This is a genomic window from Micrococcus sp. IITD107 (genome assembly GCF_041927415.1).
Taxonomy (GTDB): domain Bacteria; phylum Actinomycetota; class Actinomycetes; order Actinomycetales; family Micrococcaceae; genus Citricoccus; species Citricoccus terreus.
This window is the reverse complement of sequence record NZ_JBHFFN010000004.1, coordinates 209,771-232,619: the sequence shown is the minus strand read 5'-3', so window position 1 is coordinate 232,619 and position 22,849 is coordinate 209,771. Positions and strand designations below refer to the sequence as shown.

Sequence of the window (22,849 nt, the reverse complement as noted above, 5' to 3'; positions counted from 1 at the left end):
TGACCCCACCCCCACCAAAGTGACCGGGTTTCGTCACTTTGCGCCTGCCCCCTTCGGACCACCGGACCCCCAGTTCAGGAGCATCACATGACTGACACCACCGACGCCTTCATCTACGACGCCGTCCGCACGCCCTTCGGCAAGGTCGGGGGAGCGCTGGCCAAGACCCGCCCGGATGATCTGGCCGCCCTCGTGGTGAAGACCTCCGTGGAGCGTGCACCCGGACTGGCCGGCAACGCCGAGGCCCAGGCGCAGATCGACGAGGTCTTCTTCGGCAACGCCAACGGCGCCGGTGAGGAGAACCGCAACGTCGCGCGCATGGCCACCCTGCTGGCCGGGCTGCCGACCTCCATCCCCGGCTCCACCGTGAACCGCCTCTGCGGATCCTCCCTGGACGCCGCGATCATCGGCTCCCGCCAGATCAACACCGGTGAGGCCGACGTCGTGCTGATCGGCGGGGTGGAGTCCATGTCCCGCGCCCCGTGGGTGCTGCCCAAGACCGAGAAGCCCTTCCCCATGCAGAACCTGGAGCTGGCCAACACCACGTTGGGCTGGCGCCTGATCAACCAGAACATGCCGAAGGAGTGGACCGTCTCCCTGGGTGAGGCCACCGAGCAGCTGCGGGAGAAGTTCGGCATCACGCGTGAACGGCAGGATGAGTTCGCCGCGCAGTCCCACCAGCGGGCCGCCGCAGCGTGGGAGGCCGGCAAGTACGACCAGCTCACCGTCGCCGTGCCGGACGTGGACCTGACTCGGGATGAGACCATCCGTCCGGACTCCACCCCCGAGTCGCTGTCCGGTCTGCGCACCGTCTTCCGCAAGGAGAACGGCACCGTGACCGCCGGCAACGCCTCGCCCATGAACGACGGCGCCTCCGCCGCCTGGCTCGGATCCTTCCGCGCCGCGGACATCCTGGGGCTGCAGCCGCTGGCCCGGATCGCCGGTCGCGGTGCCGCCGCCAACGAGCCCCAGTACTTCGGCTACGCGCCGGTGGAAGCGGCCAACCAGGCCATCGCCCGGGCGGGGATCACCTGGAAGGACGTGGCCGCCGTCGAGCTCAATGAGGCCTTCGCCGCGCAGTCGCTGGCCTGCACCGATGCCTGGGGGATCGACCTGGACATCGTCAACGCCTGGGGCGGCGCGATCGCCATCGGCCACCCGCTCGGCGCCTCCGGTGCGCGCATCCTGGGCACCCTGGCCCGTCGCCTGCAGGAGTCGGGCGAGCGCTGGGGCGTGGCCGCGATCTGCATCGGCGTGGGCCAGGGCCTGGCCGTGGTGCTGGAGAACGTGGACGCCCGCTGACCCGCCCAGACCTGATCTGACGACAACGGAACTGACGAACACTCAAGGAGAGACGATGCGTGAATTCGTGGACACGGCCGCCGAGGCCGTCTCCCGGATCACCGACGGCGCAACCGTGCTGATCGGTGGATTCGGCAACGCCGGACAGCCCATGGAGCTGATCGACGCGCTGTTGGAGTCCGGGGCGAGCAACCTGACGGTGGTCAACAACAACGCCGGGCAGGCCGATGCCGGTCTGGCCCTGCTGATCAAGGAGCGGCGGGTCGCCAAGATCATCTGCTCCTTCCCGCGGCAGTCGGACTCGTGGCACTTCGATGAGGCCTACCGCGCCGGGGAGATCGAACTGGAGCTGGTCCCGCAGGGCAACCTGGCCGAGCGGATGCGCGCAGCCGGCGCCGGGATCGGGGCGTTCTTCAGCCCCACCGGGTACGGCACGCAGCTGGCCGAGGGCAAGGAGACCCGGGAGATCGACGGGAAGAACTACGTCCTGGAGCACCCCATCCGTGGAGACTTCGCGCTGATCAAGGCCTACGCCGCCGACTCCTACGGCAACCTGCGCTACCGCAAGACCGCGCGCAACTTCGGCCCGGTCATGGCCGCGGCCGCCGAGCACACCATCGTCCAGGTGGACGAGCTGATCGAGGGCTGCCTGGACCCCGAGCACGTGATCACCCCGGGGATCTACACGGACACGATCGTGCGCATCCCCTCCAGCTCGGGTGCGTTCCAGCGTGCGGAGGACGAGGCCCTGGCCGCCGGTCGGCCCAAGCCCTGCGCGGCGCCAGCCGACGAGGCGCCCGCTGGGGGAGACATCGCCCCGGAGTCCGAGTCCGCCGCAGCCGGCGCAGCAGAGCAGAAGTGAAGGGACGGACACCATGACTGACACCACCCAGAACGCTCAGACTACCCAGGCCCCGCGGGTGACCGACCAGCCGCTGACCCAGCAGGAGCTGGCGCAGCTGATCGCCGCGGACATCGAGCCCGGCTCCTTCGTGAACCTGGGCATCGGCCAGCCCACCACCGTCTCGGACTACCTCTCGCCGGAGAAGCAGGTCACCCTGCACACCGAGAACGGGATGCTGGGCATGGGCCCGCAGGCGCACGGGGACCAGATCGACGAGGACCTGATCAACGCCGGCAAGATCCCGGTGACCGAGCTGCCCGGCGCCAGCTACTTCCACCACGCCGACTCCTTCGCCATGATGCGCGGCGGCCACCTGGACGTCTGCGTGCTCGGGGCGTACCAGGTCTCGGCCACCGGCGACCTCGCCAACTGGTCCACCGGCAAGCCCGGCGCCATCCCGGCGGTCGGCGGCGCCATGGACCTGGCGATCGGGGCCAAGGACACCTACGTGATGATGGACCTGTTCACCAAGAAGGGGGACATCAAACTCGCCCAGGAGTGCACCTTCCCGCTGACCGGCGTCGGCTGCGTCTCCCGCGTGTACTCCGACCACGGCGTGTTCCTGCTGGACGAGTCCGGCGTGGTCAAGGTCCGTGAGCTCCACGGCATCACCTTTGCCGAGCTGCAGGAGAAGCTGCCGGACGTCCAGCTCGAGGACCGCACCGGCGCCTGACCGTTCCTCACTCCCTCCCCGGAAACTCCTCGCCCTACGCGGCGGTGAGGATCCGGCGCGGGAGTGAGGAATCAGACCCACCTCCACCACCGCAACCATCCCGACGACGGCCACGGCACCTCCCAGCGCTGAGGTGCCGTGGCCGTCGTCGTGGGTCCCTGTCCCACCACCCTGGCTCGCCGGCCCCAACAATATCTGGTACAATCTCCCGTGATGGCCGGTGCCTCTGAGGCCCGGCCCGTCGTTCGGACTCCATGCCGCCCACGCGGGGCGGACCTGTCCGAGCGCCGGAGAGATCGATCCCCGGTAGAGGCGGCCGCACCGCACCCGACGTGCACAGCGCCCTGAGGCCTCCCGGCGGATGAGAGCAGCTCGAGAGAGCGCGAACAAGGCCGTGCGCACACGGTGGGAAAGGGAACTGTGACCCAGAAGAGGATCGCGATCATCGGCGCCGGCCCCAGCGGCATGGCGGCACTGCGGGCGTTCGAGTCCGCTGAGAAGGCAGGCGCAGAGGTCCCGGAGATCGTCTGCTACGAGAAGCAGGACGACTGGGGCGGCCAGTGGAACTACTCCTGGCGCACCGGGATCGACCAGTACGGCGAGCCGGTCCACTCCTCCATGTACCGCAACCTGTGGTCCAACGGCCCCAAGGAGGCCCTGGAGTTCGCCGAGTACACCTTCGACGAGCACTTCGGCCGGCCGATCTCCTCCTACCCGCCGCGCGAGGTGCTGTGGGACTACATCGACGGCCGCGTCCGCCAGTCCGAGGCCAAGTCCAAGGTCCGCTTCGCCACCGCCGTGCGCTGGGTGCAGTTCCATGAGGACACCGAGACCTTCACCGTCACCGTGGAGGACCTGCGCTCCAAGCAGACCACCTCCGCCACCTTCGACCACGTGATCGTGGCCACCGGGCACTTCTCCTTCCCCAACGTCCCGGACGTGCCGGGGATCGAGACCTTCCCGGGCACCCTGCACCACGCCCATGACTTCCGGGGTGCCGAGAGGCTCGCGGACAAGCGCGTGCTGCTGATCGGCGCCTCCTACTCCGCCGAGGACATCGGCGTGCAGGCCTACAAGATGGGCGCCCGCTCGGTGACCATGTCCTACCGCTCCCGTCCGCAGGGCTATGACTGGCCCGAGGGGATGGAGGAGCTGCCGGGCATCCAGGAGATCCAGGGCCAGACCGTGCACTTCAGCAACGGTGAGGTCCGCGAGTTCGACGCGATCGTGCTGTGCACCGGCTACCTGCACAAGTACCCGTTCCTGCCCACCGAGCTGGCGCTGGAGTCCCCGAACAACATCTACCCGGACCACCTGTACCGCGGCGTGATCTGGCAGAAGAACCCGCGGCTGAGCTACCTCGGTGCCCAGGACCAGTGGTTCACCTTCAACATGTTCGACGCCCAGGCCTGGTACGTCCGCGACCTGATCCTGGGCCGCGCCGAGCTGCCGTCCGAGCGTGAGCGCGCCGAGCACATGCAGTCCTGGCGCAACCGGTTCATGGCCCTGGAGACCGACGCGGACGACGTCCAGTTCCAGGCCGACTACATCCAGGACCTGATCGAGGCCACCGACTACCCCATGTTCGATCTGGACGAGGTGGTCAAGACCTTCCTGGACTGGAAGAAGGACAAGAAGGCCAACATCCTCACCTACCGGGACAAGCAGCACCGTTCGGTGATGACCGGGACCATGGCGGCCAAGCACCACACCCGCTGGCTGCATGAGCTGGACGACTCCCTGGAGCGCTACCTGGGCGCCCCGGAGGAGGACGAGATGCGCTCGCGCTTCGAGGTGGACGACGCCGACGAGGACATCGAGCGTCTGCCCCTGCAGGAGCGCATCCAGCGCTGATCGGCGCACGGCACTGCTGTTCCCCACGGCATTCCCGACGACGGCCACCCACCTCCCAGCGAGGAGGCAGGGTGGCCTTCGTGGTTCCAGGAGCCTTCAGCTCAGAACGCGACCTTCTGCAGCAGCGCGCGCAGCTGACGGCGTTCACGCGGAGAGAGGGTCTGCAGCACTGTCTCCTCAGACTCACGGGTCAGAGCCGCCGCCTGCTCATGCAGGTCGTGGCCGGACTCGGTGGGGACCACGATCTTGGAGCGCCGGTCCCGAGGGTCGGTCTCCCGCCGCACCGCGCCGCGCTCCTCCAGACTGTCCACCAGGGCTACGATCTGACTGGGATCCAGGTCCAGGAACTCGCCGAGTTCGCGCTGGGTGGGGCGCTCCTCGGTGCAGACCAGGGAGAGAACGGAGAAGTGGCGCACCTTCAGGTCCAGTTCAGCCAGCATGAGGTTGGCGTGGGAGTTTCCGCGTCCGCGGGCGCGGGCGATCAGGAACTGGATGTCCGAGGCGACCCGGGCGCTCTGCAGTCGCTCGATACCCGTGGCGGACGGGGCGGTGGACTCGTCGGCAGGGGTCTTCTCTGGGGCAGCGGTGGTGGGCATGCGGGCGGCTCCTCGCCAGGGGGGTGACGTCATCCGTCGTCACCGGGAGATCAGGGCTGGGAAAGAGTCTACGCCCGTCACTGTAGATAAACTAGATCATTGACTTTCTCAACGAAATGCGATCTGATGGTGCCAGATCAACGGCGCCCTGGCCCTGGGGCGCCGACCCCTCTGGCTGAAGGAGCCCACCATGTCGCTTGCCGGAAAAGTCGCCGTCGTCACCGGATCCGGAGCCGGACTCGGCCTGGCCTACGCCCAGGAGCTGGCCCGTCAGGGTGCAGCCGTGATCATCAACGACGTCAGCCAGGACGCCGCCGACGCCGCCGTGGCCTCCATCACCGAGGCCGGGGGCAAGGCCGCCGCCGTGGTCGCTCCGGTCGGCTCCGCCGAGACCGCCCTGCAGCTGGTGGACACCGCCGTGGAGACCTTCGGCGGGCTGGACATCCTGGTCACCAACGCCGGCATCCTGCGGGACAAGTCCCTGTTGAAGATGACCGACGACGACTTCGACGCCGTCATCAACGTCCACCTGCGCGGCACCTTCACCTGCGTGCGCGCGGCCTATGCGTACTTCAAGGAGAACGGCGTGGCCGGCCGCATCGTCTGCATCGGCTCGCCGACCGGACAGCGCGGCAACTTCGGCCAGACCAACTATGCCGCGGCCAAGGCCGGGATCGTAGGGATGGTCCGTACCTGGGCCATGGAGATGAAGAAGGCCGGCGTGACAGTCAACGCCGTCATCCCGGTGGCCGCCACCGCCATGACCAAGACGGTGCCGTTCTTCCAGAAGGCCGTCGAGGCCGACGAGCGGGGCGAGGCCATGCCGGAGTTCTTCCGCAGGGAGCTGGGCTTCGGTCCCGCGCAGGACGTGGCCGGCGTCATCGCGTTCCTCTCCTCGGACGAGGCCGCCGGCGTGACCGGTCAGGCTGTGGGCGTGGGCGGCGACCGTCTGCAGGTCTGGTCCCACCCCGAGGCCGTGGTGCAGGAGTACCACGAGGGCGGTTGGGACTACCAGACCATGCTCACCGAAGGGCGGTCGATCCTCGAGGCCAACGTCCAGTCCGTCGGCGAGACGTTCCCCGAGCTGCCCGCTGAGCTGCAGCCTGAGGATCCGGCGAAGTGAGCGCGGCCATGAGCAAGGGTGCCCCCGTGCAGGACGGATCGGACCAGCCGGTGCGGTACGAGTGCGCAGTGGATGTGACGGTGATCCAGGCCGTGGACATGCACGTGCACCTGGAGGTGGACTCCTGCGGGCACAAGGCCTTGCCGGAGGACTTCTTCGAGGCCTCGGCCAAGTACTTCAAGGCCGAGGAGCGGACTCCGTCCATCGATCGGATCGCCGAGATCTACCGAGAGCACCGCATGGCCGCGGTGGTCTTCACGGTGGACGCCCGCACCCAGATGGGCCATGAGCCCAATTCGATCGACGACCTCGTGGCCGGCTGCGCCCGCAACAACGATGTGCTGATCCCCTTCGGCTCGGTGGATCCGCGCACGGGTGCCGCCGCACTGGAGGAGGCCCGCCGTCAGGCCGAACAGCTGGGCGTGCGCGGCTTCAAGTTCCACCCCTCCGTCCAGGGCTTCGATCCCTCGGATCGGCAGTTCCGCCCGCTGTGGGAGGTGCTGGAGCAGCTGGGTCTGCCGTGCATCTTCCACACCGGTCAGAACGGCATGGGCGCCGGACTGCCCGGCGGGCGCGGCATCAAGCTCAAGTACTCCAACCCGCTGCTGCTGGACGACGTCGCCGCTGACTTCCCCGGACTGCCGATCATCATGGCCCACCCCTCGGTGCCGTGGCAGGACGAGGCGAACTCGATCGCCACGCACAAGGCCAATGTCCACATCGACCTCTCGGGTTGGTCTCCGAAGTACTTCCCGGAGTCCCTGGTCCGCCAGGCCGGCAACGTGCTCTCGCGCAAAGTGCTCTTCGGCACGGACTTCCCCCTGATCACCCCGGAGAAGTGGCTGACCGCCTTCGAGTCCCTCCCGCTGAAGGACGAGGTGCGGCCGCTGATCCTCAAGGAGAACGCCGTGCGCCTGCTCGGCCTGGACGCTCCGGCTGCGCAGGAGGGCGAGCTCCGTGCGTGAACCCGTGACCGGAACCGTGATCCCCTCGGACCTCTACGGCTTCGCTGAGCGGCTGACCGAGGCCGAGCGCAGCGTGCTCTCCACGCTGCGTGAGGACCTGCGCACGAAGGTCTATCCGTTGGTGAACGACGCCTGGGACCGTGCCGAGCTGCCCGATGAGCTGGTGCAGGCCGTCCGCGGACTGGACTTGATGGACCCGCGCCAGCTGTGCGAGGCCGGAGAGCCGATCCGGGACATCCTCACCGGCTTCCGCAACTTCGAGCTGGCCCGCTGCGACATCAACGTCGGCACCCTGTACAACGCCCAGGCCGGGCTGTTCCGCACCGCCTGCACCTTGGGCGGATCGCCGGAGCAGGCCGCCGAGCTGGACCCGAAGATCGTCACCTATGAACTGACCGGAGTGTTCGGCCTGACCGAGCCGGACCACGGCTCGGACGTGGCCGGTGGCCTGGCCACCTCGGCGACCTACGACGACGCCACTCAGGAATGGGTGATCAACGGCGCCAAGAGATGGATCGGCGGCGCGACGATCTCCGACGCGGTGGCCACCTTCGCCCGGGACACCGCGGACGGGCAGGTCAAGTGCTTCCTGGTCCCGCGTGAGGCTGAGGGCGTGACCATGACGATCATTCCGAACAAGGCCTCCCTGCGGATCATGCAGAACGCGCACATCGACTACCGGGACGTGAGGGTGCCGGAGTCGGCCCGGCTGCAGGGGATCAACTCCTTCGCGGACGTGGCCCGGTGCCTGCGCAGCATGCGCTCGGACGTGGCCTGGATGGCCGTGGGCGCCCAGGCCGGTGCCTACGAGGCAGCGCTGAAGTACGTGCGCGAGCGGGAGCAGTTCGGCCGACCGATCGCCGGGTTCCAGCTGATCCAGGAGAAGCTCGCCGTGATGCTGGGCAACCTGACCGCCTCGCTGGGGATGATGGTCCAGCTGACCGAGCAGCAGGCGCAGGGCATCTTCAAGGACGAGAACTCCGCACTGGCCAAGATGTACACCTCGCTGCGGCTGCGTGAGACCGTGGGCCTGGCCCGGGAGGTCTGTGGCGGCAACGGCATCACCCTGGAGACCGATGTCGCCCGGTTCCACGCCGATGCCGAGGCGATCTACTCCTACGAGGGCACCCACGAGATCAACGCCCTGATCGTGGGCCGGGCCATCACCGGGATCGGCGCCTTCGTCTGACCGACTCGACCCGACGATCCCGATTCGATGTTTCGTGATCGTCAACCATTGCACTCATCAACCATTGTGATGTAGAACACATTCAGGAGGATCTACCCATGACTGAGAACACCACCGCCGCCACGGTCGTCAGCTTCGACGAGGCCAAGGACCTGGCTGGACGTGACCTGGGATACACCGAGTGGCGCGAGGTCACTCAGCAGATGGTGGACACGTTCGCCGACGCGACCGATGACCACCAGTGGATCCACGTGGATCCCGAGCGCGCCAAGGACGGCCCGTTCGGCGCGCCCATCGCCCATGGGTTCCTCACCCTGTCCCTGATCATCCCGTTCTGGTCCGAGCTGTTCGACGTGACCGACGTGAAGACCAAGGTCAACTACGGCCTCGACAAGGTGCGGTTCACCTCACCGGTCAAGGTCGGCTCCCGCATCCGCATGAAGGGTGTCATCTCGGACGTCCAGGAGGTCAAGGGCAACGGTCTGCACCTGGTCACCGACGGCACCATCGAGATCGAGGGCGAGGAGCGGCCCGCCGTCGTGGCCACCTTCCTCTCCCGCTTCTACGCCTGAGTCCCCTCAGGGCAGAGGCACCATCCCCATCCCCCTCCCGGCTCCGGCCGGTTCTCTTCAGGAGTCCCCATGAACAGGAAGTTCGCCTCACTGCTGGCCACCGCGGCCGTCACCTCTCTGGCACTGGCCGGCTGCGGCTCTGGCTCCCCCTCCGGCGGCGACACGTCACCGGCGGGTGAGAACTCGGGCGCCGCCTCCGGCGAGCTGGAGAAGGTCACCCTCGGCGTGCTGCCGATCGCCCCGTCCGTGGGCGCGTACTACGGCATCGAGAAGGGCATCTTCGAGAAGCATGGTCTGGACGTCGAGCTCTCGACCTCCAACGCCGGCGCGGCCATGCTCCCCGCCGTGGCCAACGAGCAGATCACCTTCGGCGTGGGCAATCCGCAGTCTGTGCTCAACGCCAACGACCGTGGTCTGGACATGAAGATCATCGCCGGATACTCCAACTCGCTGGGCGAGGGGGAGGACATCGCTGGCGTCGTGGCCACCAAGGACTCCGGCATCGCCGGGTGGGACGATCTGGCTGGCAAGACGGTCTCCGTCAACGCCCTCAAGACCCAGGGTGACCTGACGATCATGGAGGCCGTGGAGAAGGCCGGCGGCGACCCTGCGGCCGTGAACTTCTCTGAGATGCCCTTCCAGGACATGGAGGCCCAGCTGGAGCGCGGGAACACCGACGCCGTCTGGTTCCCTGAGCCGTTCCTGAGCCGGGCCCTGGCCGATGATGCCAACCAGTTGGTGGGCTACAACTTCCAGGAGGCCATCCCGGGCATGCCCACCATGGTCACCTTCACCTCCGGGACGTATGCCTCCGAGAACCCGGAGGTGACCCAGAAGTTCGTGGACGCCATGACCGAGTCCCTGGCGGCGGTCGAGGAGAACCCGGAAGAGGCCCGCGCCATGCTCACCGAGTTCATCAACCTTCCCGAGGATGCCGCCCAGAACCTGCGCATGGAGGAGCTCTCCGGCGAGATCCGTAAGGAGCAGATCGAGCAGTCCGGCCAGCTCATGGTCAAGTTCGGGTTCATCGGCAAGGACCCGGATGTGGAGAAGCTCTACTGGGAAGGTCAGTGACCCAGCCGTCCGTCAGCCGCTGAGCATCTGACGCACGATGCCTCGGAGCCCCGACTGGGGGTCCGAGGCGTCGTGCGGTCTACGGCTGGTCCCGACCCGCGGCATCCTCCGCGGTCAGGGCTCGGGTGAGGAGTCGATCCAGCTCCCGCTGCTCGACCGCATCCAGGCCTGCCAGCAGCAGGCGATCGACCTGCACCGCAGGGCCATGCAGTTCGGTCAGGATCCCGTGGCCGGCCGTGGTGAGGGAGACGATCCGGCGCCGGCCGTCGTCGGGATCTCTGTGCACCGTGACCAGGCCGCGGCGCCCCATCCGCCGCACCAGCTCGGTGACCGTGGCCTTGTCCAGGTGCAGCCGGGCGCCGAGCTCTGACTGAACCAGCCCTTCCGGGGAGTGCCCCAGGCAGAGCAGCACGCCGAACTGCACGCTGGTCAGTTCGGTGGAGACCTGCTGCTGCCACAGCTGACCGTGCCGGGAGAGCAGTCGCCGCAGGGCCAGGCTGCGGAACCCGGTGACCGGTGGCAGGGCGCTCTGCTGGGGGGTGTCCAGAGTGTGGGGTGAGAGGGGCACGATCGTCCTTGGTCTCTGACGGCGAGGGGCGGGGTGGTCTGGGTCACTCCAGGGTACGCCAAGAGTGCGTATACGAACCACCTGGGGAGTCCCCTCGGGCGCGCCCTACCGAGCCGATCTCATGTTCCGCACAACGATTGAGAATCTCAATGATCTACGACACAATGGCAGGGCCAGCACTTGACGGTCACTCGCCGTCGACGACCGCCTGCCGCCCCGAAGGAGTCAGCACCCATGATCAACCGTGGACTCGGAGACTGGATCCACCGCCGTCGGTTCACCTCGCGGGGACGCACTGCGGTCATCAGCTCCTCCGGTGAACTGACCTATGACCAGCTGGACGAGCGGATCAACCGCCTGGCCAACGCCCTGGCCGAGCGCGGTGTACGCCCTGGAGACCGCGTGGCCTACCTGGGGGAGAACCACCCGTCCTTCCTGGAGACGTTGTTCGCCGCCGGGACCCTCGGGGCGGTCTTCGTCCCGCTGAACACCCGGCTGGCTCCGCCCGAGGTGGGGTTCGCCCTGCAGGACTCGGGTGCGGCTGTGCTGATCGCCTCAGCCCCGCTGGAGCAGCTGGCCGTATCAGGGAGCCGCGGGGCCGACGTCGGGCATCTACTGCTGGTGCAGGACGGAACGTCACGTCCAGCCGAGCGGCAGGACGGCGACATCGAGGCCGAGGACTACGAGCAGGCGCTGACCGCCGGATCGAAGCACCGGCCCGAAGCCGAGGTGCAACTGGAGGACCTGGCGCTGATCCTGTACACCTCCGGCACCACCGGGAACCCCAAGGGTGCCATGCTCTCCCACGCGAATCTGACCTGGAACAGCTTCAATGTGCTGGTGGACTTCGACATCACCAGCGGCGAGGTGGCGCTGATGATCGCCCCGATGTTCCACGTGGCCTCACTGAGCATGGGCGCCCTTCCGGTGCTGCTCAAGGGCGGGACGCTGGTGCTGGAGCCACGATTCGAGCCTGGACGTGTCCTGGAGCTGGTTGAGCGGCACCGCGTCACTGAGATGTCCGGAGTCCCCACCACCTATCAGATGCTCGCCGAGCACCCGGCCTGGGATGATGCCGATCTGTCCTCGCTGCGCACGTTGACCTGCGGCGGATCGGCCCTGCCGCTGCGAATCCTGGAGGCCTACGAGGAGCGTGGACTCTCGATCGGGATGGGCTACGGGATGACCGAGACCTCGCCCGGTGCCACGGTGTTGCCTGCCCGCTACTCCCGGGAGAAGCAGGGCTCGGCCGGACTGCAGCACTTCCACACTCAGGTGCGTGTGGTGGACCCGATGGGCCAGGTGTGCCCGGCCGGCGAAGTGGGCGAGATCCAGGTGCAGGGACCCAATGTGATCCGCTCCTACTGGCAGCGCCCTGAGGCCACCGAGCAGTCCTTCGTGCAGGAGCCGGACGGCACGTGGCTCAAGACCGGCGACATGGGCTACTTCGACGACGACGGGGCGCTGTTCATCTCCGACCGACTCAAGGACATGATCATCTCCGGAGGGGAGAACATCTACCCTGCCCAGGTGGAGCAGGCGATCGCCCAGCTGGACGCCGTGGCCGCCGTGGCGGTGATCGGCGTCCCCGATGAGAAGTGGGGCGAGGTGGGGCGCGCGGTGGTCGTGGTGCGAGAGGGGCACGAGCTCACCGAGGAGCAGGTGCTGAGTCACCTGGACGGGACACTGGCGCGCTACAAGATCCCCAAGTCCGTGGTGTTCGTGGACGAGATGCCCCGCACGGCCTCCGGCAAGATCCGCAAGCCGGACCTGCGGAAGGCCTATGGAGGCTGACCGCAGTCCGACGGGCCCAGTTCAGAGGCTCAGAGGCGGTTCAGCGCCCCGTTGAGCACCGGTGCCAGACGGCGCACGCCCTCCCGCAGCTGCTCACCCGGCACGAAGGAGTAGGCGAGGCGGAAGGTCGGGTGCGGGACGTCGTCGGGAGAGAAGGCCCCACCGGGGACGAACACCACGCCCTGCTCGGCGGCCTCGTGCATCAGCGGCAGCGTGTCCGCGCCCTGGGGCAGGGTGCCCCACAGGAAGAACCCGCCCTGGGGTTGGATGAAGCTGATGGCCGGGTCCAGGTCCTGGCGCAGCTGGTCCACCAGGGCGTCGGCGCGGACCTGGTACTCGGCGGTGGCGCGCTGGACATGGCCGGTCCAGTCGCAGTGGGTGACGAAGGCGGTGGCGAGCATCTGGCTCAGGATCGAGGCGTGGATGTACGCCGACTCCGCCGAGAGGTAGAACGCGCGCTGCAGTGCAGGCGGGCACAGCGCCCAGCCCACGCGCACGCCGGGGGAGAAGATCTTGGACATCGTGCTCAGGTAGATCACCTGGTCGCGGTGCTTCGCGGCGATCGGCGGGACCGGGTCCGCGCCGAAGGCGAGCTGGCCGTAGGGGTTGTCCTCCACGATCAGCACGCCCGCCTCACGGCAGATCTGGGCCACCTCGTCCCGGCGGTCTGCCGGCAGCAGCGCACCAGAGGGGTTGGCGAAGGAGGGGATGGTGTACAGGAACGCGATCCGGCGCCCCTCCCGGCGCAGCCGCTGCAGGGTCTCACGCAGCCCCTCCGGGATCAGCCCGTGCTCGTCGGTGGGCGTGGCCACCGCGTCCAGCTCCCAGGTGTTGAAGGTGTTCAGCGCCCCCACGAAGGAGGGGTCCTCCACCACGACGACGTCACCGGGGTTTCCGAGCATCCTCGCCGCGGTGTCGATCCCGGCCTGGGATCCCGGGGTGATGGTCACCAGGTCAGGATCAGCGTCCGGGATGCCGTCGGCTGCCATCACGGTGCAGGCCGCCTGGCGCATCTCCGGGGTGCCCTGGCCGGTGCCGTACTGCAGGCTGACCTGGCCCTGCTGGGCGACTAGCTCCTGGGCGATCTGTCCCAGCTCGTACAGCGGAAGGTCGTCCAGCCACGGGTTGCCGCCGGCCAGGGAGATCAGCCCCGGGGTCATAGCCAGGTCGAAGACGTCACGCACGGCGGATTGGCGCACACCACGAGCACGGTCTGAAAGAAATGCTGAAGGATTCTGCACCAGCGTCATGTTAGCAACGTCACTCTCAGGGGGCCAGGGTGAGCCGCCGAGACGGGTGATCAGGGCCAGGGGGTGGACTCGGGGGTTGAGGCAGGTGCGGTGCCGGACGAGCCGGGCTCGGTGATCTCCCGGGAGTGGTCCTCGGCGGGATCGTGGTCGTCAGGGGCCTGCGTGGACTCGTCCAGAGGTCCGTCCGTGGAGTCGATGACGGGTTCCTCGGTGCCGCCAGCGCTGTCCGTCTCAGCTGAGGCGGAGGGGCTCGGCTCGAGGTCCGGCGTGGTGATCTCTGGACCCAGTTCGAAGGGAGACAGCCCCAGGTGCTCGTCCAGGTCCACACCGTTGAGGAGGATCTCGGCGTCCTGCACTCCGGAGGCGTCTGCGGCGGTGCTGTGCAGCTGGGCGCGGATCCGGTAGGACTCGCACTCGCTCCGGGTGGTCAGCTCGCCGGTCAACCGCACCGTGACCGTGTCCCCCTGGACGTCCAGTCCCTCCAGCTCGAGGTCCTCGTTGGAGAAGGCCAGGGAGTTGGTCAGAGCCGGGTCGCCGTGGCTGTAGTACTCATCGTGGATCAGGTACTCCAGCGCGGTGGTGGCCACGTCCTCGGTCTTCACGGGGACGGACTGGCGCCGGATGAGCAGGTCCCCGCAGGCCACCTCGTGACCAGTGGTGGCGGGTGGGAAGTTCCCCTGGATGCCCACGAAGTACAGCGGGACCTGGGTGAAGCCGTCCAGGGAGGTCTCCGGCAGGGAGTAGCCGGATTCGGAGGCGGAGGGGCTGGAGGTGTCCGGCTCCACCATGCACCCCGCGAGGGTCAGGGCGAACACCGCTGCAAGGCCAGCCCCGGCGAGGCGGGGCAGGGCTTGGCGGTCCCGCGGGGAGTCAGGCATGGGTTCAGTCTACTGAAGGACGGCCGGTGCCCGGTCGGTGGTTGCACGGGCTGAAGAAGAAGGCGGCCGGGGCCCAAGAACGGGGTGGGCCCCGGCCTATCTGGCTGCCATCCGATCCTGGAGGGGGGGTCATGTGGATCGGCATTCACGCCAGACTCTGGCCCGCAGCACTGCGCTGCGGAAGTCTGTGACGGTCACGGCAAAAGGGCGGTCTTCACCCCTCGCTTCGACCACGATTGCTTGAATCATTCACCAATTTTGGGGTCGGTGTCAAATGGGTCGTGCGACGACGCCGTCGACTCGACACCTTAGGCCCTGTGACCCCTCGATGTGAAGATGTTTCTCCAGGGAGTCGCCGTGACCTCAGGCCGGCGCTGTTGCAACGCCGGTGCAGCGGCGAGGCCGCTGAGGTGACCTGATCTGTCAGGCGGGGGCCGTCGTCGTGACACTGATGGTCGGTGGTGCCACAGGAGCACTAGGCTGGAGCGCATGCCCCTTCGCAACCAACGTGCCGCCGCCCTGCCCGCCAAGCTCAGCCGGACCTGGCTGCTGGTGAACGGTGCCAAGCCGGAGGACTTCGCCCCGGGGCTGGCCTCGGAGGCGGACTCGGTGATCATCGATCTGGAGGCCTCGGTCCCGGACGAGAAGAAGGGCGCCGCGCGCGGTCACGTGGTGGACGCGCTCGACGGCGGCATGACGGCCTGGGTGCGCATCAGCGGGATCGAGACCGAGGACTGGGAGAAGGACCTCGAGGCGCTCTCCGGGCTCAAGGGCCTGCGCGGGGTGATGCTCGCGACGACCGAGAAGCCTGAGCAGGTCACCTACACGGCCATGCGCCTGCGTGCAGGCACCCCGGTGCTCGCTCTGCTGGAGACCGCGCTGGGCCTGGAGAACGCCACCCAGGTGGCCATGGCCCCGGGCACCTTCCGGCTGGCCTTCGGCACCAACGACTTCCGCAAGGACGTGGGCGTCTCGGACGACCCCATGGCCATGGCCTACGCCCGCTCGCGCCTGGTGATCGCGTCCCGGGTGGGCAAGCTGCCCGGCGCGATCGACGGTCCCCCCGGTGCCGCTGATGACGATCAGGCCGTGATCGAGTCCTCGCAGGTGACCGCTTCCATGGGCATGACCGGGCGGCTGTGCCTGAACCGCAACCAGGTGGACTTGATCAACCGTCAGCTGGCGCCTTCGGACGACGAGCTGACCTGGGCCCAGGAGATGCTCGAGGCGCACGCCGCCGGAGCCTCCGTGGGAGACGGCTCCTATCTGCCGCGCCTGGCGCGCGCGCAGAAGATCGCCGACCTGGCCGATTCGTACGGACTCTGGAACGCCTGATCCTCGCGGTGTCCTGAGGTGGCGCTGAGCGGTGCGCATGACGCGAGCGCGACCTGAATCTCCTGAGCATCTCGGCGGCGAAGTAGACTGCCCACGGTGCCCTTGTGCGGGCGCCCGACTCCCTGCTCCACACGAGTGGAGACCCCTTTGCTGCGCTAGGACATGATGACGCCTTCGGACATCTCCCAGAACCTGAACGAGAACCAGAGCACCGGTAAGGGTCAGCCCGCCACCGGCACCTCGCGCGTGAAGCGCGGTCTGGCGGACATGCTCAAGGGCGGGGTGATCATGGACGTGGTCACCGCCGACCAGGCCAAGATCGCCGAGGACGCCGGTGCCGTGGCCGTGATGGCTCTGGAGCGCGTCCCCGCTGACATCCGCGCGCAGGGCGGCGTGGCCCGCATGTCCGATCCCGACCTGATCGATGGGATCGTGGAGGCGGTCTCCATCCCGGTGATGGCCAAGGCCCGGATCGGCCACTTCGTGGAGGCCCAGGTGCTGGAGGCCCTCCAGGTCGACTACATCGACGAGTCCGAGGTGCTCTCCCCGGCGGACTACGTGAACCACATCGACAAGTGGGACTTCCAGGTGCCCTTCGTCTGCGGTGCCACCAACCTGGGTGAGGCCCTGCGCCGGATCACCGAGGGTGCGGCGATGATCCGCTCCAAGGGCGAGGCCGGCACCGGGGACGTCTCCGAGGCGGTCAAGCACATCCGCACCATCCGGGGTGAGATCGCCAAGCTGTCTTCGCTGAGCAAGGACGAGCTGTACGTGGCGGCCAAGGAGCTGCAGGCACCCTACGAGCTGGTGGCCGAGGTCGCCCGCGAGGGCCGTCTGCCGGTGGTGCTGTTCACCGCCGGCGGTGTGGCCACCCCCGCCGATGCCGCCCTGATGATGCAGCTCGGCGCGGACGGGGTCTTCGTGGGCTCGGGCATCTTCAAGTCCGGCAACCCGGAGGCCCGCGCGGCGGCGATCGTGAAGGCGACGGCGCAGTATCAGGATGCCGCTGCCGTGGCCGAGGCCTCCCGTGGGCTGGGCGAGGCCATGGTCGGCATCAACGTCGCCGATCTTCCTGCACCGCACCGCCTGGCCGACCGCGGCTGGTGACCCTCCCTCGCCTGCGGAACGGGCAGCCCCGGTGAGCCGAGAGACTGACGGGCCGGCCGTCGTCGGGATTCTGGCCCTGCAGGGGGACGTGCGCGAGCATGCCCAGGTGCTGACCGCCCTGGGCGCGCGCGTGCGTGAGGTGCGTGCTGCGGCGGATCTGGACGGGCTGGACGGTCTGGTGCTGCCCGGCGGTGAGTCCTCGGTGATCGAGAAGCTTGCGCGGATGCTGGGGGTCGCGGCGGCCGTCCAGGCGGCGGTGCGTGGTGGGCTGCCGGTCTATGGGACCTGCGCGGGGATGATCCTGCTGGCGGACCGGATCGCGAACCCGATCACGGGGCAGGGCAGCTTCGGTGGACTGGATGTGACGGTGGCGCGCAATGCGTTCGGCTCCCAGGTGCGCTCCTTCGAGACGGAGCTGTCCGTGCCGCAGGTGAGTGCTGACCCAGTGCATGCGGTGTTCATCCGGGCGCCGGCTGTGCTGCGGGTGGGTGAGGGGGTACAGGTGCTCGCCTCGGTTCCCGCGGCGCGCCTGGAGGATCCCTCTCTGCTTCCCGACGGCGGCTTCCTGGCCTCGAGCGGTCAGGTTCCGGTGGCGGTGCGGCAGGGGAGTCTGCTGGCCACGAGCTTCCATCCCGAGGTCACGGGGGACTGGTCGTTCCACCGCTGGTTCCTGGAGCGGCTGGTGCTGCCGGCGCGAGGCGCTCGGCTCTCGAGGTGACCTGATCTTGAGGTGAGCGGACGGACGCGCCGCTCGGGTCAGTCCTTCGTGGAGAGGAGATCCTGGACGGGGGTGCCGTCCACGAGGATGTGCGCGGTGCTCACGCCGGCGTTGACCAGGGCGGTCTGCTCGAGCTGTCCGATGATGCGTGGGTCGTCGCAGGTTCCGGCGGAGGTCAGCTGGCCGGTGAGGTGCACGGTGACGGTGTCGCCGGAGATCTCGACGCCCTGCAGGTTGAGGTCGGACTCAGCCAGGGCGGTGGTGAGTCCGCGCTCGCCGACCTCGCGGTCACGTGGTGCAAGGAGTGCTTCGATGGCGGCTTCGACGCGTTCGGCACCGGTGAGGGCGGGATCCATGCCTTGGACGGAGGACATGACCAGGCTGTCGCCGCAGCCTAGCGGGTCACCCTCCGATCCAGCACCACCTTCGAGCACCCAGAAGACATGGACGGGGGAGGCCTGGTGGCCGATCATGGGGTCTTCATCGGTGGGGCTGGCGCTGGACGAGGGTGACACAGGGGCCTCCGAGGTTGTGCTCGGCGAGGAGGGGGCGGGCGGACTGACAGATGCGCTGGCCGTGGCGGTCTGGATCTGAGCTTCAGTGCCCGGCGCGGCACCGCATCCGGCCAGAGCGATCAGCAGCACGGCGCTGAGGACTGCGTGCCTGCCGTGTGGCCGCGCGGCCGAGGTCCATGTGCGCATGCCTGAAGCGTAGTTCGGCCGACATGGTCGGCTGAAGGCTGAGGCTGCGCCGTCCGTTCAGTCCTCGATGAAGGGGCTGCCACAGGCCCAGCCGTTCGGGTTCTCGTTGCAGTCGTCGGCGACATTGCGGGTCTTGGAGCGCCAGATGTCTGCAGTGACGGGTTGGCTGGGGACCTGGGCGGTGCCCGGGATGGGCAGCCAGGGGCCGTTGTTGACTGAGTACTGACCGCGGTAGGCGGTGGTGAGGTTCACGGGGAACGTCCCGGTCTCCGTATAACGGTGGGTGGTGTCCAGCTCCTGGTTGAACTCACGCTGAGGACCACCGGGTTGACCGAGGGTCTTGGCTGCACTGCCGTCGCCGTAGTTCCACGTCCACTGGACGGGGACTGCCTGAATGGCCACGTCCTGCCCCAGCATCTCCACGTTGAGGGTCTGCGCTTCGGCGGTGGCGTAGAAGTTGGTGTGCGCGTTGCGCAGCCCGAACCCGCCGGAGTCCGCCTCGATCGTGGACGGAGCGATGTTCAGCTGCTGGAAGTCCTCCAACGTGACCACCGGCATCGGCGGCGGTGCTTCCTCCCCCTCGACCGGCTCTGCGGGAGCGGGTGTCACGGGGCCCGACGAGGTGGAGCAGAATGCGTCGCCGAATCGCGAACGGCGGAACTCAGATTCAGTGTCAAGCTCTGCACGGATAACCAGCTGGCTTCCCGGCTCGGTACAACGAGTCCGTTCCATCTCGAAGCAGTCCAGCTGGCCCGCTCCTTCCACCGTGAAGCAGTACGACTGGAGGATTACTGGGGGTGGTTCCGATGGGTCCGAGATAGTTGGAGTTCTAGTTGTTTGCCGGGTTGCGACTGAGTCAGAAGAATTGTCCGATACGCGTTGACCTTCGTCCTGATCACTGGGGGATTCAGCTTTAGTTTCAGGGCGAGCTTGCTTTGTTCCCGACACGCCGTAGCGATCACGAGTATCTCCGAGGTCACCGCAAAAGACGTCGAAACACGGGCTAGCTGAGGCTGTGGTGGGCAAAATTATCGACACTGACACGGCGAAGATTGCCACAAGCGCAGATGACCGACGAATAAAAGTACTGTGGCGGTTCATTCTTCGGTTTTGCCTTCAGTGGACAGCGATTCGATTTTCCAATGGCTATCGCCTTCATCGAATGAAGCGGAAGCAGACCAGTAGACGACATCGTCGTTGTCGGTCGATGCGCGCTCGGCCTTAGTGCCATCCGGTTGGTAGACATGTACGGGTGCTTGCTGATCCCGGTACAAGTACGTTCCCCGAGTTTCTCCATTGAGGGCAGCTACATCAATCGTGATCCCGTTCTGCTCAACGACTGCCCAGCCGCCAACGTCGTAAACCGTCGTCCAATCCCCAATGAGTTCATGGCAGAACCCGCAATCTTCTGCGGAGACGGCCATCAGCGGCTCAGCGTCGCCTGTCAGCTTGAGATAATGGAATGCTTCATACCAGTACTCCAGGGCGGCTTCGAGGCCGGCCTGGTCGTTCTTCTTCATGGCGTCGGGCATCTCGGGGGCCGGGATGTTCTTCGCGGCGGAGGTGGAGGTCGCCGGTTCGGGGGTGGCGGACTCGGTGGGCGTTGCCGACTCGGAACCGCCGCCGGGCGACTCAGAGACGGGCGTGCTGGTGCTCTGTCCTGCAGTGGGGCTCGGCGACTCATCGCCCCCGTCGCCGCCACCGGTGCAGCCGGTCAGGAGCAGGGCCGCTGCAGCGCTCAGCGCCAGGGGCATGGTCAGTCGGTTCGGTCGGCGCATCAGCAGCCCTTCCCGTTGGGCCGGGGCACACGCGTGACACTCCAGAAGAGTCCTCCTCCGGAACCTCAGCAGGCCATCCCCAGTCAGACAGTCGGTTCTCTCCCGGGCCATCCCAGTGCCCGGCGTCACTTCAGTGTAGACAGCTCGGTCCCACCTGCGGAAAGTTGTCCACAGCCATCCTCTCGCGAACACACCTAGACTCAGCCTCATGATGGACTGGATCGCCGCGCTCCCGCTGGGCTGGTCCATCCTCTTCTTCTGGGGCCTGGCCGTCATCCGAGCCACCGTCACCTTCACCCTCGGACGGGGCATCGCCGCCGGCGCCGACCACACCGCACTGCGCCGCTACATGTCCGGCCCGGTCTACGAACGCGCCATGCGATTTGCGGACAGGTGGGGCCCGTGGGCCATCCCGTTCTGCTTCTTCACGGTGGGGATCCAGACCGCGGTCATCGGCTCGGCCGGCATGGCACGCATGCGCTGGATCCGGTTCCTGCCCGCCATGACGCTGGGCACGCTGATCTGGGGCGTCATCTACGGCACCGTCGGCATGGCCGTGGTGTGGGCCGTCATCACCGCCGCGCTGATGAATCCCTGGACGATCCCCGCCCTGGTGGGGGCCGTCGTCGGGGTGGTGGTCATCCTGTGGTGGCGCACCGGCGGCTTCGCCCGGCTCCGCGCCTCACGTGCCCAGCGGCGCCTTCGCGAAGGCCGGGCAGATCAGACGTCAGACAGGATTCCCGACGACGGCCGGTAAGCGGTCTCCACGTCCAGTCCCAGCGGCTCGGCCACGGCTTCGGCCACCCCCCGCTGGGTGATGACGCCCTCGTGCGCGTTGAGTCCGGCAGCGAAGCCCTCGTCGGCGGAGAACGCTTCACGCCAGCCGAGGTCGGCGATCCGCTGGATGTACGGCAGGGTCGAGTTCGTCAGGGCCGCGGTGGAGGTCTGCGGGACGGCGCCGGGCATGTTGGAGACGCAGTAGTAGATCTTGTCGCCCACCAGGTACGTGGGGTCCTGGTGCGTGGTGGGGCGGGAGTTCTCGAAGCAGCCGCCCTGGTCGATGGCGATGTCCACCAGGACCGATCCGGGCTTCATCTGCTCCACCATGTCCGCGGTCACGAGCTTCGGCGCGGCGGCACCGGGAATCAGGACAGAGCCGATCACCAGGTCCGCGGCGATCACCTGTTCGGCGATGTTCAGGTGCGAGGAGGCCAGGGTGCGCAGGCGTCCCTGGTGCACGGAGTCCAGCTGGGCCAGGCGGTCCAGGGAGATGTCCAGGATGGTCACGTCTGCGCCCATGCCCGCGGCGATCACCCCGGCGGCCTCGCCAGCCACACCGCCGCCGATCACGGCCACACGTGCACGCCGGGTGCCGGGGACGCCGCCCATCAGCACGCCCGAGCCGCCGTGGGCCTGGGTCAGGTGGTAGGCGCCGGCGAGCGGGGCCAGCCGACCGGCGACCTGGCTCATGGGGGCGAGCAGCGGCAGGGTGCGGCCGCGGGTGACGGTCTCATACGCGATGGCGGTGGTGCCGGATTCCAGCACGGCGCGCGTGCACTCCGGGGAGGCGGCGAGGTGCAGGTAGGTGAACAGGACCTGGCCCTGGCGGAGACGGTGGTACTCCTCGGCCACGGGCTCTTTGACCTTGAGCAGCAGCTCGGCGCGCTGCCAGAGCTCGTCCGGGTCCTCCACCAGTTCGGCGCCGGCGGTCCGGTACTGCTCGTCGGTGATGCCCGAGCCCACACCCGCCCCGGCCTGCACCATCACCGGGTGGCCGCGCCGGACCAGCTCTGTGACGCCGCCGTGGGTCAGCGCGACCCGGAACTCGTTGTTCTTCACCTCTGTGGGGACACCGATCAGCATGGGGGTGAATCTACGGGTCTGCACGGCGGAACGGGAGGTCTGACGAACGATCTGCGGAAATCGACTCTAGACTGGGGCAGAAGTTCAGAAACTGGGTCACAATGGGACGGTGGCGATGCATCATCTGCAGGGGCTGGACAGCACGGACCAGCGGCTCCTCGAGCTGCTGCGTCAGGACGCCCGGCGCACGAACGCGTCCTTGGCGGAGGAACTGGGCATCGCCCCGTCCACGTGCCTGGCCCGGCTGAAGGCCCTGCGTGCCTCCGGTGCGGTCCGGCGCTTCACGGTGGACGTGGAGCCGACGGCGCTCGGACACGGTCTGGTGGCGCTGATCTCGGTGCGGATCCGCCCGGGCGCGCGGCATCGGATGGAGGAGTTCTTCGAGCAGATGCGTCAGCTGCCGGGCGTGATGCAGGTGTTCTTCCTGGGCGGTGAGGAGGACTTCCTGCTCCACGTGGCGGTGGCCGACTCCGCCGAGGTCTCACGGTTTGTGCTGGAGAACCTCTCTGCGGACCCGGCTGTGGCCTCCACGCGCACGTCCCTGGTGTTCAAGCACGAGTACGGCGAGCGGCCGTGGCAGGGACGGTGACGCTCACTCGGACCTG

Annotated in this window: 24 protein-coding genes; 16 read left to right on the top strand and 8 right to left on the bottom strand. The window is 67.9% G+C overall.

The window, feature by feature from the left end; translation table 11 throughout:
- Window positions 1-87 precede the first annotated feature (87 nt).
- The 4 genes from ACEXHE_RS09350 (at window position 88) to ACEXHE_RS09335 (ending at window position 4,733) form a co-directional block, all read left to right on the top strand.
- Entirely contained in the window at window positions 88-1,302 is a 1,215-nt protein-coding gene (locus tag ACEXHE_RS09350; protein WP_374785599.1) for a thiolase family protein, read from the top strand.
- Window positions 1,303-1,357: 55 nt separating this feature from the next.
- A complete protein-coding gene (locus ACEXHE_RS09345) occupies window positions 1,358-2,164 on the top strand; it encodes a 3-oxoacid CoA-transferase subunit A (protein ID WP_336705591.1) in 807 nt (268 codons plus the stop codon).
- Between the two features lie 13 nt (window positions 2,165-2,177).
- Entirely contained in the window at window positions 2,178-2,879 is a 702-nt protein-coding gene (locus ACEXHE_RS09340; protein ID WP_336705590.1) for a 3-oxoacid CoA-transferase subunit B, read from the top strand.
- A 420-nt stretch (window positions 2,880-3,299) separates the two neighbouring features.
- Window positions 3,300-4,733, top strand: a complete 1,434-nt coding sequence (locus ACEXHE_RS09335) for an NAD(P)-binding domain-containing protein (protein ID WP_374785598.1) — start codon at window positions 3,300-3,302, stop codon at window positions 4,731-4,733.
- A gap of 101 nt (window positions 4,734-4,834) precedes the next feature.
- On the opposite strand, the gene ACEXHE_RS09330 is transcribed toward ACEXHE_RS09335, so the two are convergent.
- Window positions 4,835-5,329 carry a MarR family transcriptional regulator gene (locus ACEXHE_RS09330; RefSeq protein ID WP_356967430.1) on the bottom strand — a complete coding sequence of 165 codons (495 nt, stop codon included), beginning with the start codon at window positions 5,327-5,329 and terminating at the stop codon, window positions 4,835-4,837.
- Window positions 5,330-5,519: 190 nt separating this feature from the next.
- Between ACEXHE_RS09330 and ACEXHE_RS09325 the strand changes: the two genes are divergently transcribed.
- From ACEXHE_RS09325 to ACEXHE_RS09305, 5 genes are all read left to right on the top strand, one after another.
- Window positions 5,520-6,452, top strand: a complete 933-nt coding sequence (locus ACEXHE_RS09325; protein WP_374785597.1) for an SDR family NAD(P)-dependent oxidoreductase — start codon at window positions 5,520-5,522, stop codon at window positions 6,450-6,452.
- An 8-nt stretch (window positions 6,453-6,460) separates the two neighbouring features.
- Window positions 6,461-7,417, top strand: a complete 957-nt coding sequence (locus tag ACEXHE_RS09320; protein WP_374785596.1) for an amidohydrolase family protein — start codon at window positions 6,461-6,463, stop codon at window positions 7,415-7,417.
- Window positions 7,410-8,606 (top strand): acyl-CoA dehydrogenase family protein, encoded by a 1,197-nt coding sequence (locus ACEXHE_RS09315; RefSeq protein ID WP_374785595.1) that lies wholly within the window; start codon window positions 7,410-7,412, stop codon window positions 8,604-8,606. Before ACEXHE_RS09320 ends, ACEXHE_RS09315 begins: the two co-directional genes overlap by 8 nt.
- A 98-nt stretch (window positions 8,607-8,704) precedes the next feature.
- Window positions 8,705-9,178, top strand: a complete 474-nt coding sequence (locus ACEXHE_RS09310; RefSeq protein ID WP_091695527.1) for a MaoC family dehydratase — start codon at window positions 8,705-8,707, stop codon at window positions 9,176-9,178.
- Window positions 9,179-9,247: 69 nt separating this feature from the next.
- Entirely contained in the window at window positions 9,248-10,252 is a 1,005-nt protein-coding gene (locus tag ACEXHE_RS09305) for an ABC transporter substrate-binding protein (protein WP_374785594.1), read from the top strand.
- Between the two features lie 79 nt (window positions 10,253-10,331).
- On the opposite strand, the gene ACEXHE_RS09300 is transcribed toward ACEXHE_RS09305, so the two are convergent.
- A complete protein-coding gene (locus ACEXHE_RS09300) occupies window positions 10,332-10,820 on the bottom strand; it encodes a MarR family winged helix-turn-helix transcriptional regulator (RefSeq protein ID WP_374785593.1) in 489 nt (162 codons plus the stop codon).
- A gap of 234 nt (window positions 10,821-11,054) precedes the next feature.
- Between ACEXHE_RS09300 and ACEXHE_RS09295 the strand changes: the two genes are divergently transcribed.
- On the top strand, window positions 11,055-12,614 hold the full coding sequence (locus ACEXHE_RS09295; protein ID WP_374785592.1) for a long-chain fatty acid--CoA ligase: 1,560 nt from the start codon (window positions 11,055-11,057) through the stop codon (window positions 12,612-12,614).
- A 29-nt stretch (window positions 12,615-12,643) separates the two neighbouring features.
- Here ACEXHE_RS09295 and ACEXHE_RS09290 read toward each other — a convergent pair whose 3' ends face one another.
- Entirely contained in the window at window positions 12,644-13,864 is a 1,221-nt protein-coding gene (locus ACEXHE_RS09290; protein WP_374785591.1) for a PLP-dependent aminotransferase family protein, read from the bottom strand.
- A gap of 50 nt (window positions 13,865-13,914) precedes the next feature.
- Window positions 13,915-14,742 (bottom strand): GerMN domain-containing protein, encoded by an 828-nt coding sequence (locus tag ACEXHE_RS09285; protein ID WP_374785590.1) that lies wholly within the window; start codon window positions 14,740-14,742, stop codon window positions 13,915-13,917.
- 489 nt (window positions 14,743-15,231) lie between these two features.
- Here ACEXHE_RS09285 and ACEXHE_RS09280 point away from each other — a divergent pair, with 489 nt between their 5' ends.
- The 3 genes from ACEXHE_RS09280 (at window position 15,232) to pdxT (ending at window position 17,902) form a co-directional block, all read left to right on the top strand.
- Complete coding sequence (locus ACEXHE_RS09280) at window positions 15,232-16,077, top strand: HpcH/HpaI aldolase/citrate lyase family protein (protein WP_374785589.1); 846 nt, start codon at window positions 15,232-15,234, stop codon at window positions 16,075-16,077.
- Window positions 16,078-16,242: 165 nt separating this feature from the next.
- Window positions 16,243-17,184 (top strand): pyridoxal 5'-phosphate synthase lyase subunit PdxS, encoded by a 942-nt coding sequence (gene pdxS, locus ACEXHE_RS09275; RefSeq protein ID WP_374785636.1) that lies wholly within the window; start codon window positions 16,243-16,245, stop codon window positions 17,182-17,184.
- Window positions 17,185-17,251: 67 nt separating this feature from the next.
- A complete protein-coding gene (gene pdxT / locus ACEXHE_RS09270; RefSeq protein ID WP_374785635.1) occupies window positions 17,252-17,902 on the top strand; it encodes a pyridoxal 5'-phosphate synthase glutaminase subunit PdxT in 651 nt (216 codons plus the stop codon).
- Window positions 17,903-17,940: 38 nt separating this feature from the next.
- Here pdxT and ACEXHE_RS09265 read toward each other — a convergent pair whose 3' ends face one another.
- Window positions 17,941-18,276: a GerMN domain-containing protein gene (locus ACEXHE_RS09265; RefSeq protein WP_218154308.1), complete on the bottom strand. Its 336-nt coding sequence runs from the start codon at window positions 18,274-18,276 to the stop codon at window positions 17,941-17,943.
- A gap of 97 nt (window positions 18,277-18,373) precedes the next feature.
- On the opposite strand from ACEXHE_RS09265, the gene ACEXHE_RS09260 reads away from it, so the two are divergent.
- A complete protein-coding gene (locus tag ACEXHE_RS09260; protein ID WP_374785588.1) occupies window positions 18,374-18,496 on the top strand; it encodes a hypothetical protein in 123 nt (40 codons plus the stop codon).
- A gap of 164 nt (window positions 18,497-18,660) precedes the next feature.
- Here the strand turns inward: ACEXHE_RS09260 and ACEXHE_RS09255 are convergent, their stop codons facing one another.
- Both ACEXHE_RS09255 and ACEXHE_RS09250 read right to left on the bottom strand, forming a co-directional pair.
- A complete protein-coding gene (locus tag ACEXHE_RS09255) occupies window positions 18,661-19,161 on the bottom strand; it encodes a PKD domain-containing protein (protein WP_091695545.1) in 501 nt (166 codons plus the stop codon).
- A gap of 539 nt (window positions 19,162-19,700) precedes the next feature.
- Window positions 19,701-20,381 carry a DUF6318 family protein gene (locus tag ACEXHE_RS09250; RefSeq protein ID WP_374785587.1) on the bottom strand — a complete coding sequence of 227 codons (681 nt, stop codon included), beginning with the start codon at window positions 20,379-20,381 and terminating at the stop codon, window positions 19,701-19,703.
- 208 nt (window positions 20,382-20,589) lie between these two features.
- On the opposite strand from ACEXHE_RS09250, the gene ACEXHE_RS09245 reads away from it, so the two are divergent.
- Complete coding sequence (locus ACEXHE_RS09245; RefSeq protein WP_374785586.1) at window positions 20,590-21,138, top strand: DedA family protein; 549 nt, start codon at window positions 20,590-20,592, stop codon at window positions 21,136-21,138.
- On the opposite strand, the gene ald is transcribed toward ACEXHE_RS09245, so the two are convergent.
- On the bottom strand, window positions 21,102-22,244 hold the full coding sequence (gene ald, locus ACEXHE_RS09240; RefSeq protein WP_374785634.1) for an alanine dehydrogenase: 1,143 nt from the start codon (window positions 22,242-22,244) through the stop codon (window positions 21,102-21,104). The two genes, ACEXHE_RS09245 and ald, sit on opposite strands and share 37 nt — an antisense overlap.
- A gap of 115 nt (window positions 22,245-22,359) precedes the next feature.
- Between ald and ACEXHE_RS09235 the strand changes: the two genes are divergently transcribed.
- Window positions 22,360-22,833: an Lrp/AsnC family transcriptional regulator gene (locus ACEXHE_RS09235; protein ID WP_091695554.1), complete on the top strand. Its 474-nt coding sequence runs from the start codon at window positions 22,360-22,362 to the stop codon at window positions 22,831-22,833.
- Window positions 22,834-22,849 lie beyond the last annotated feature (16 nt).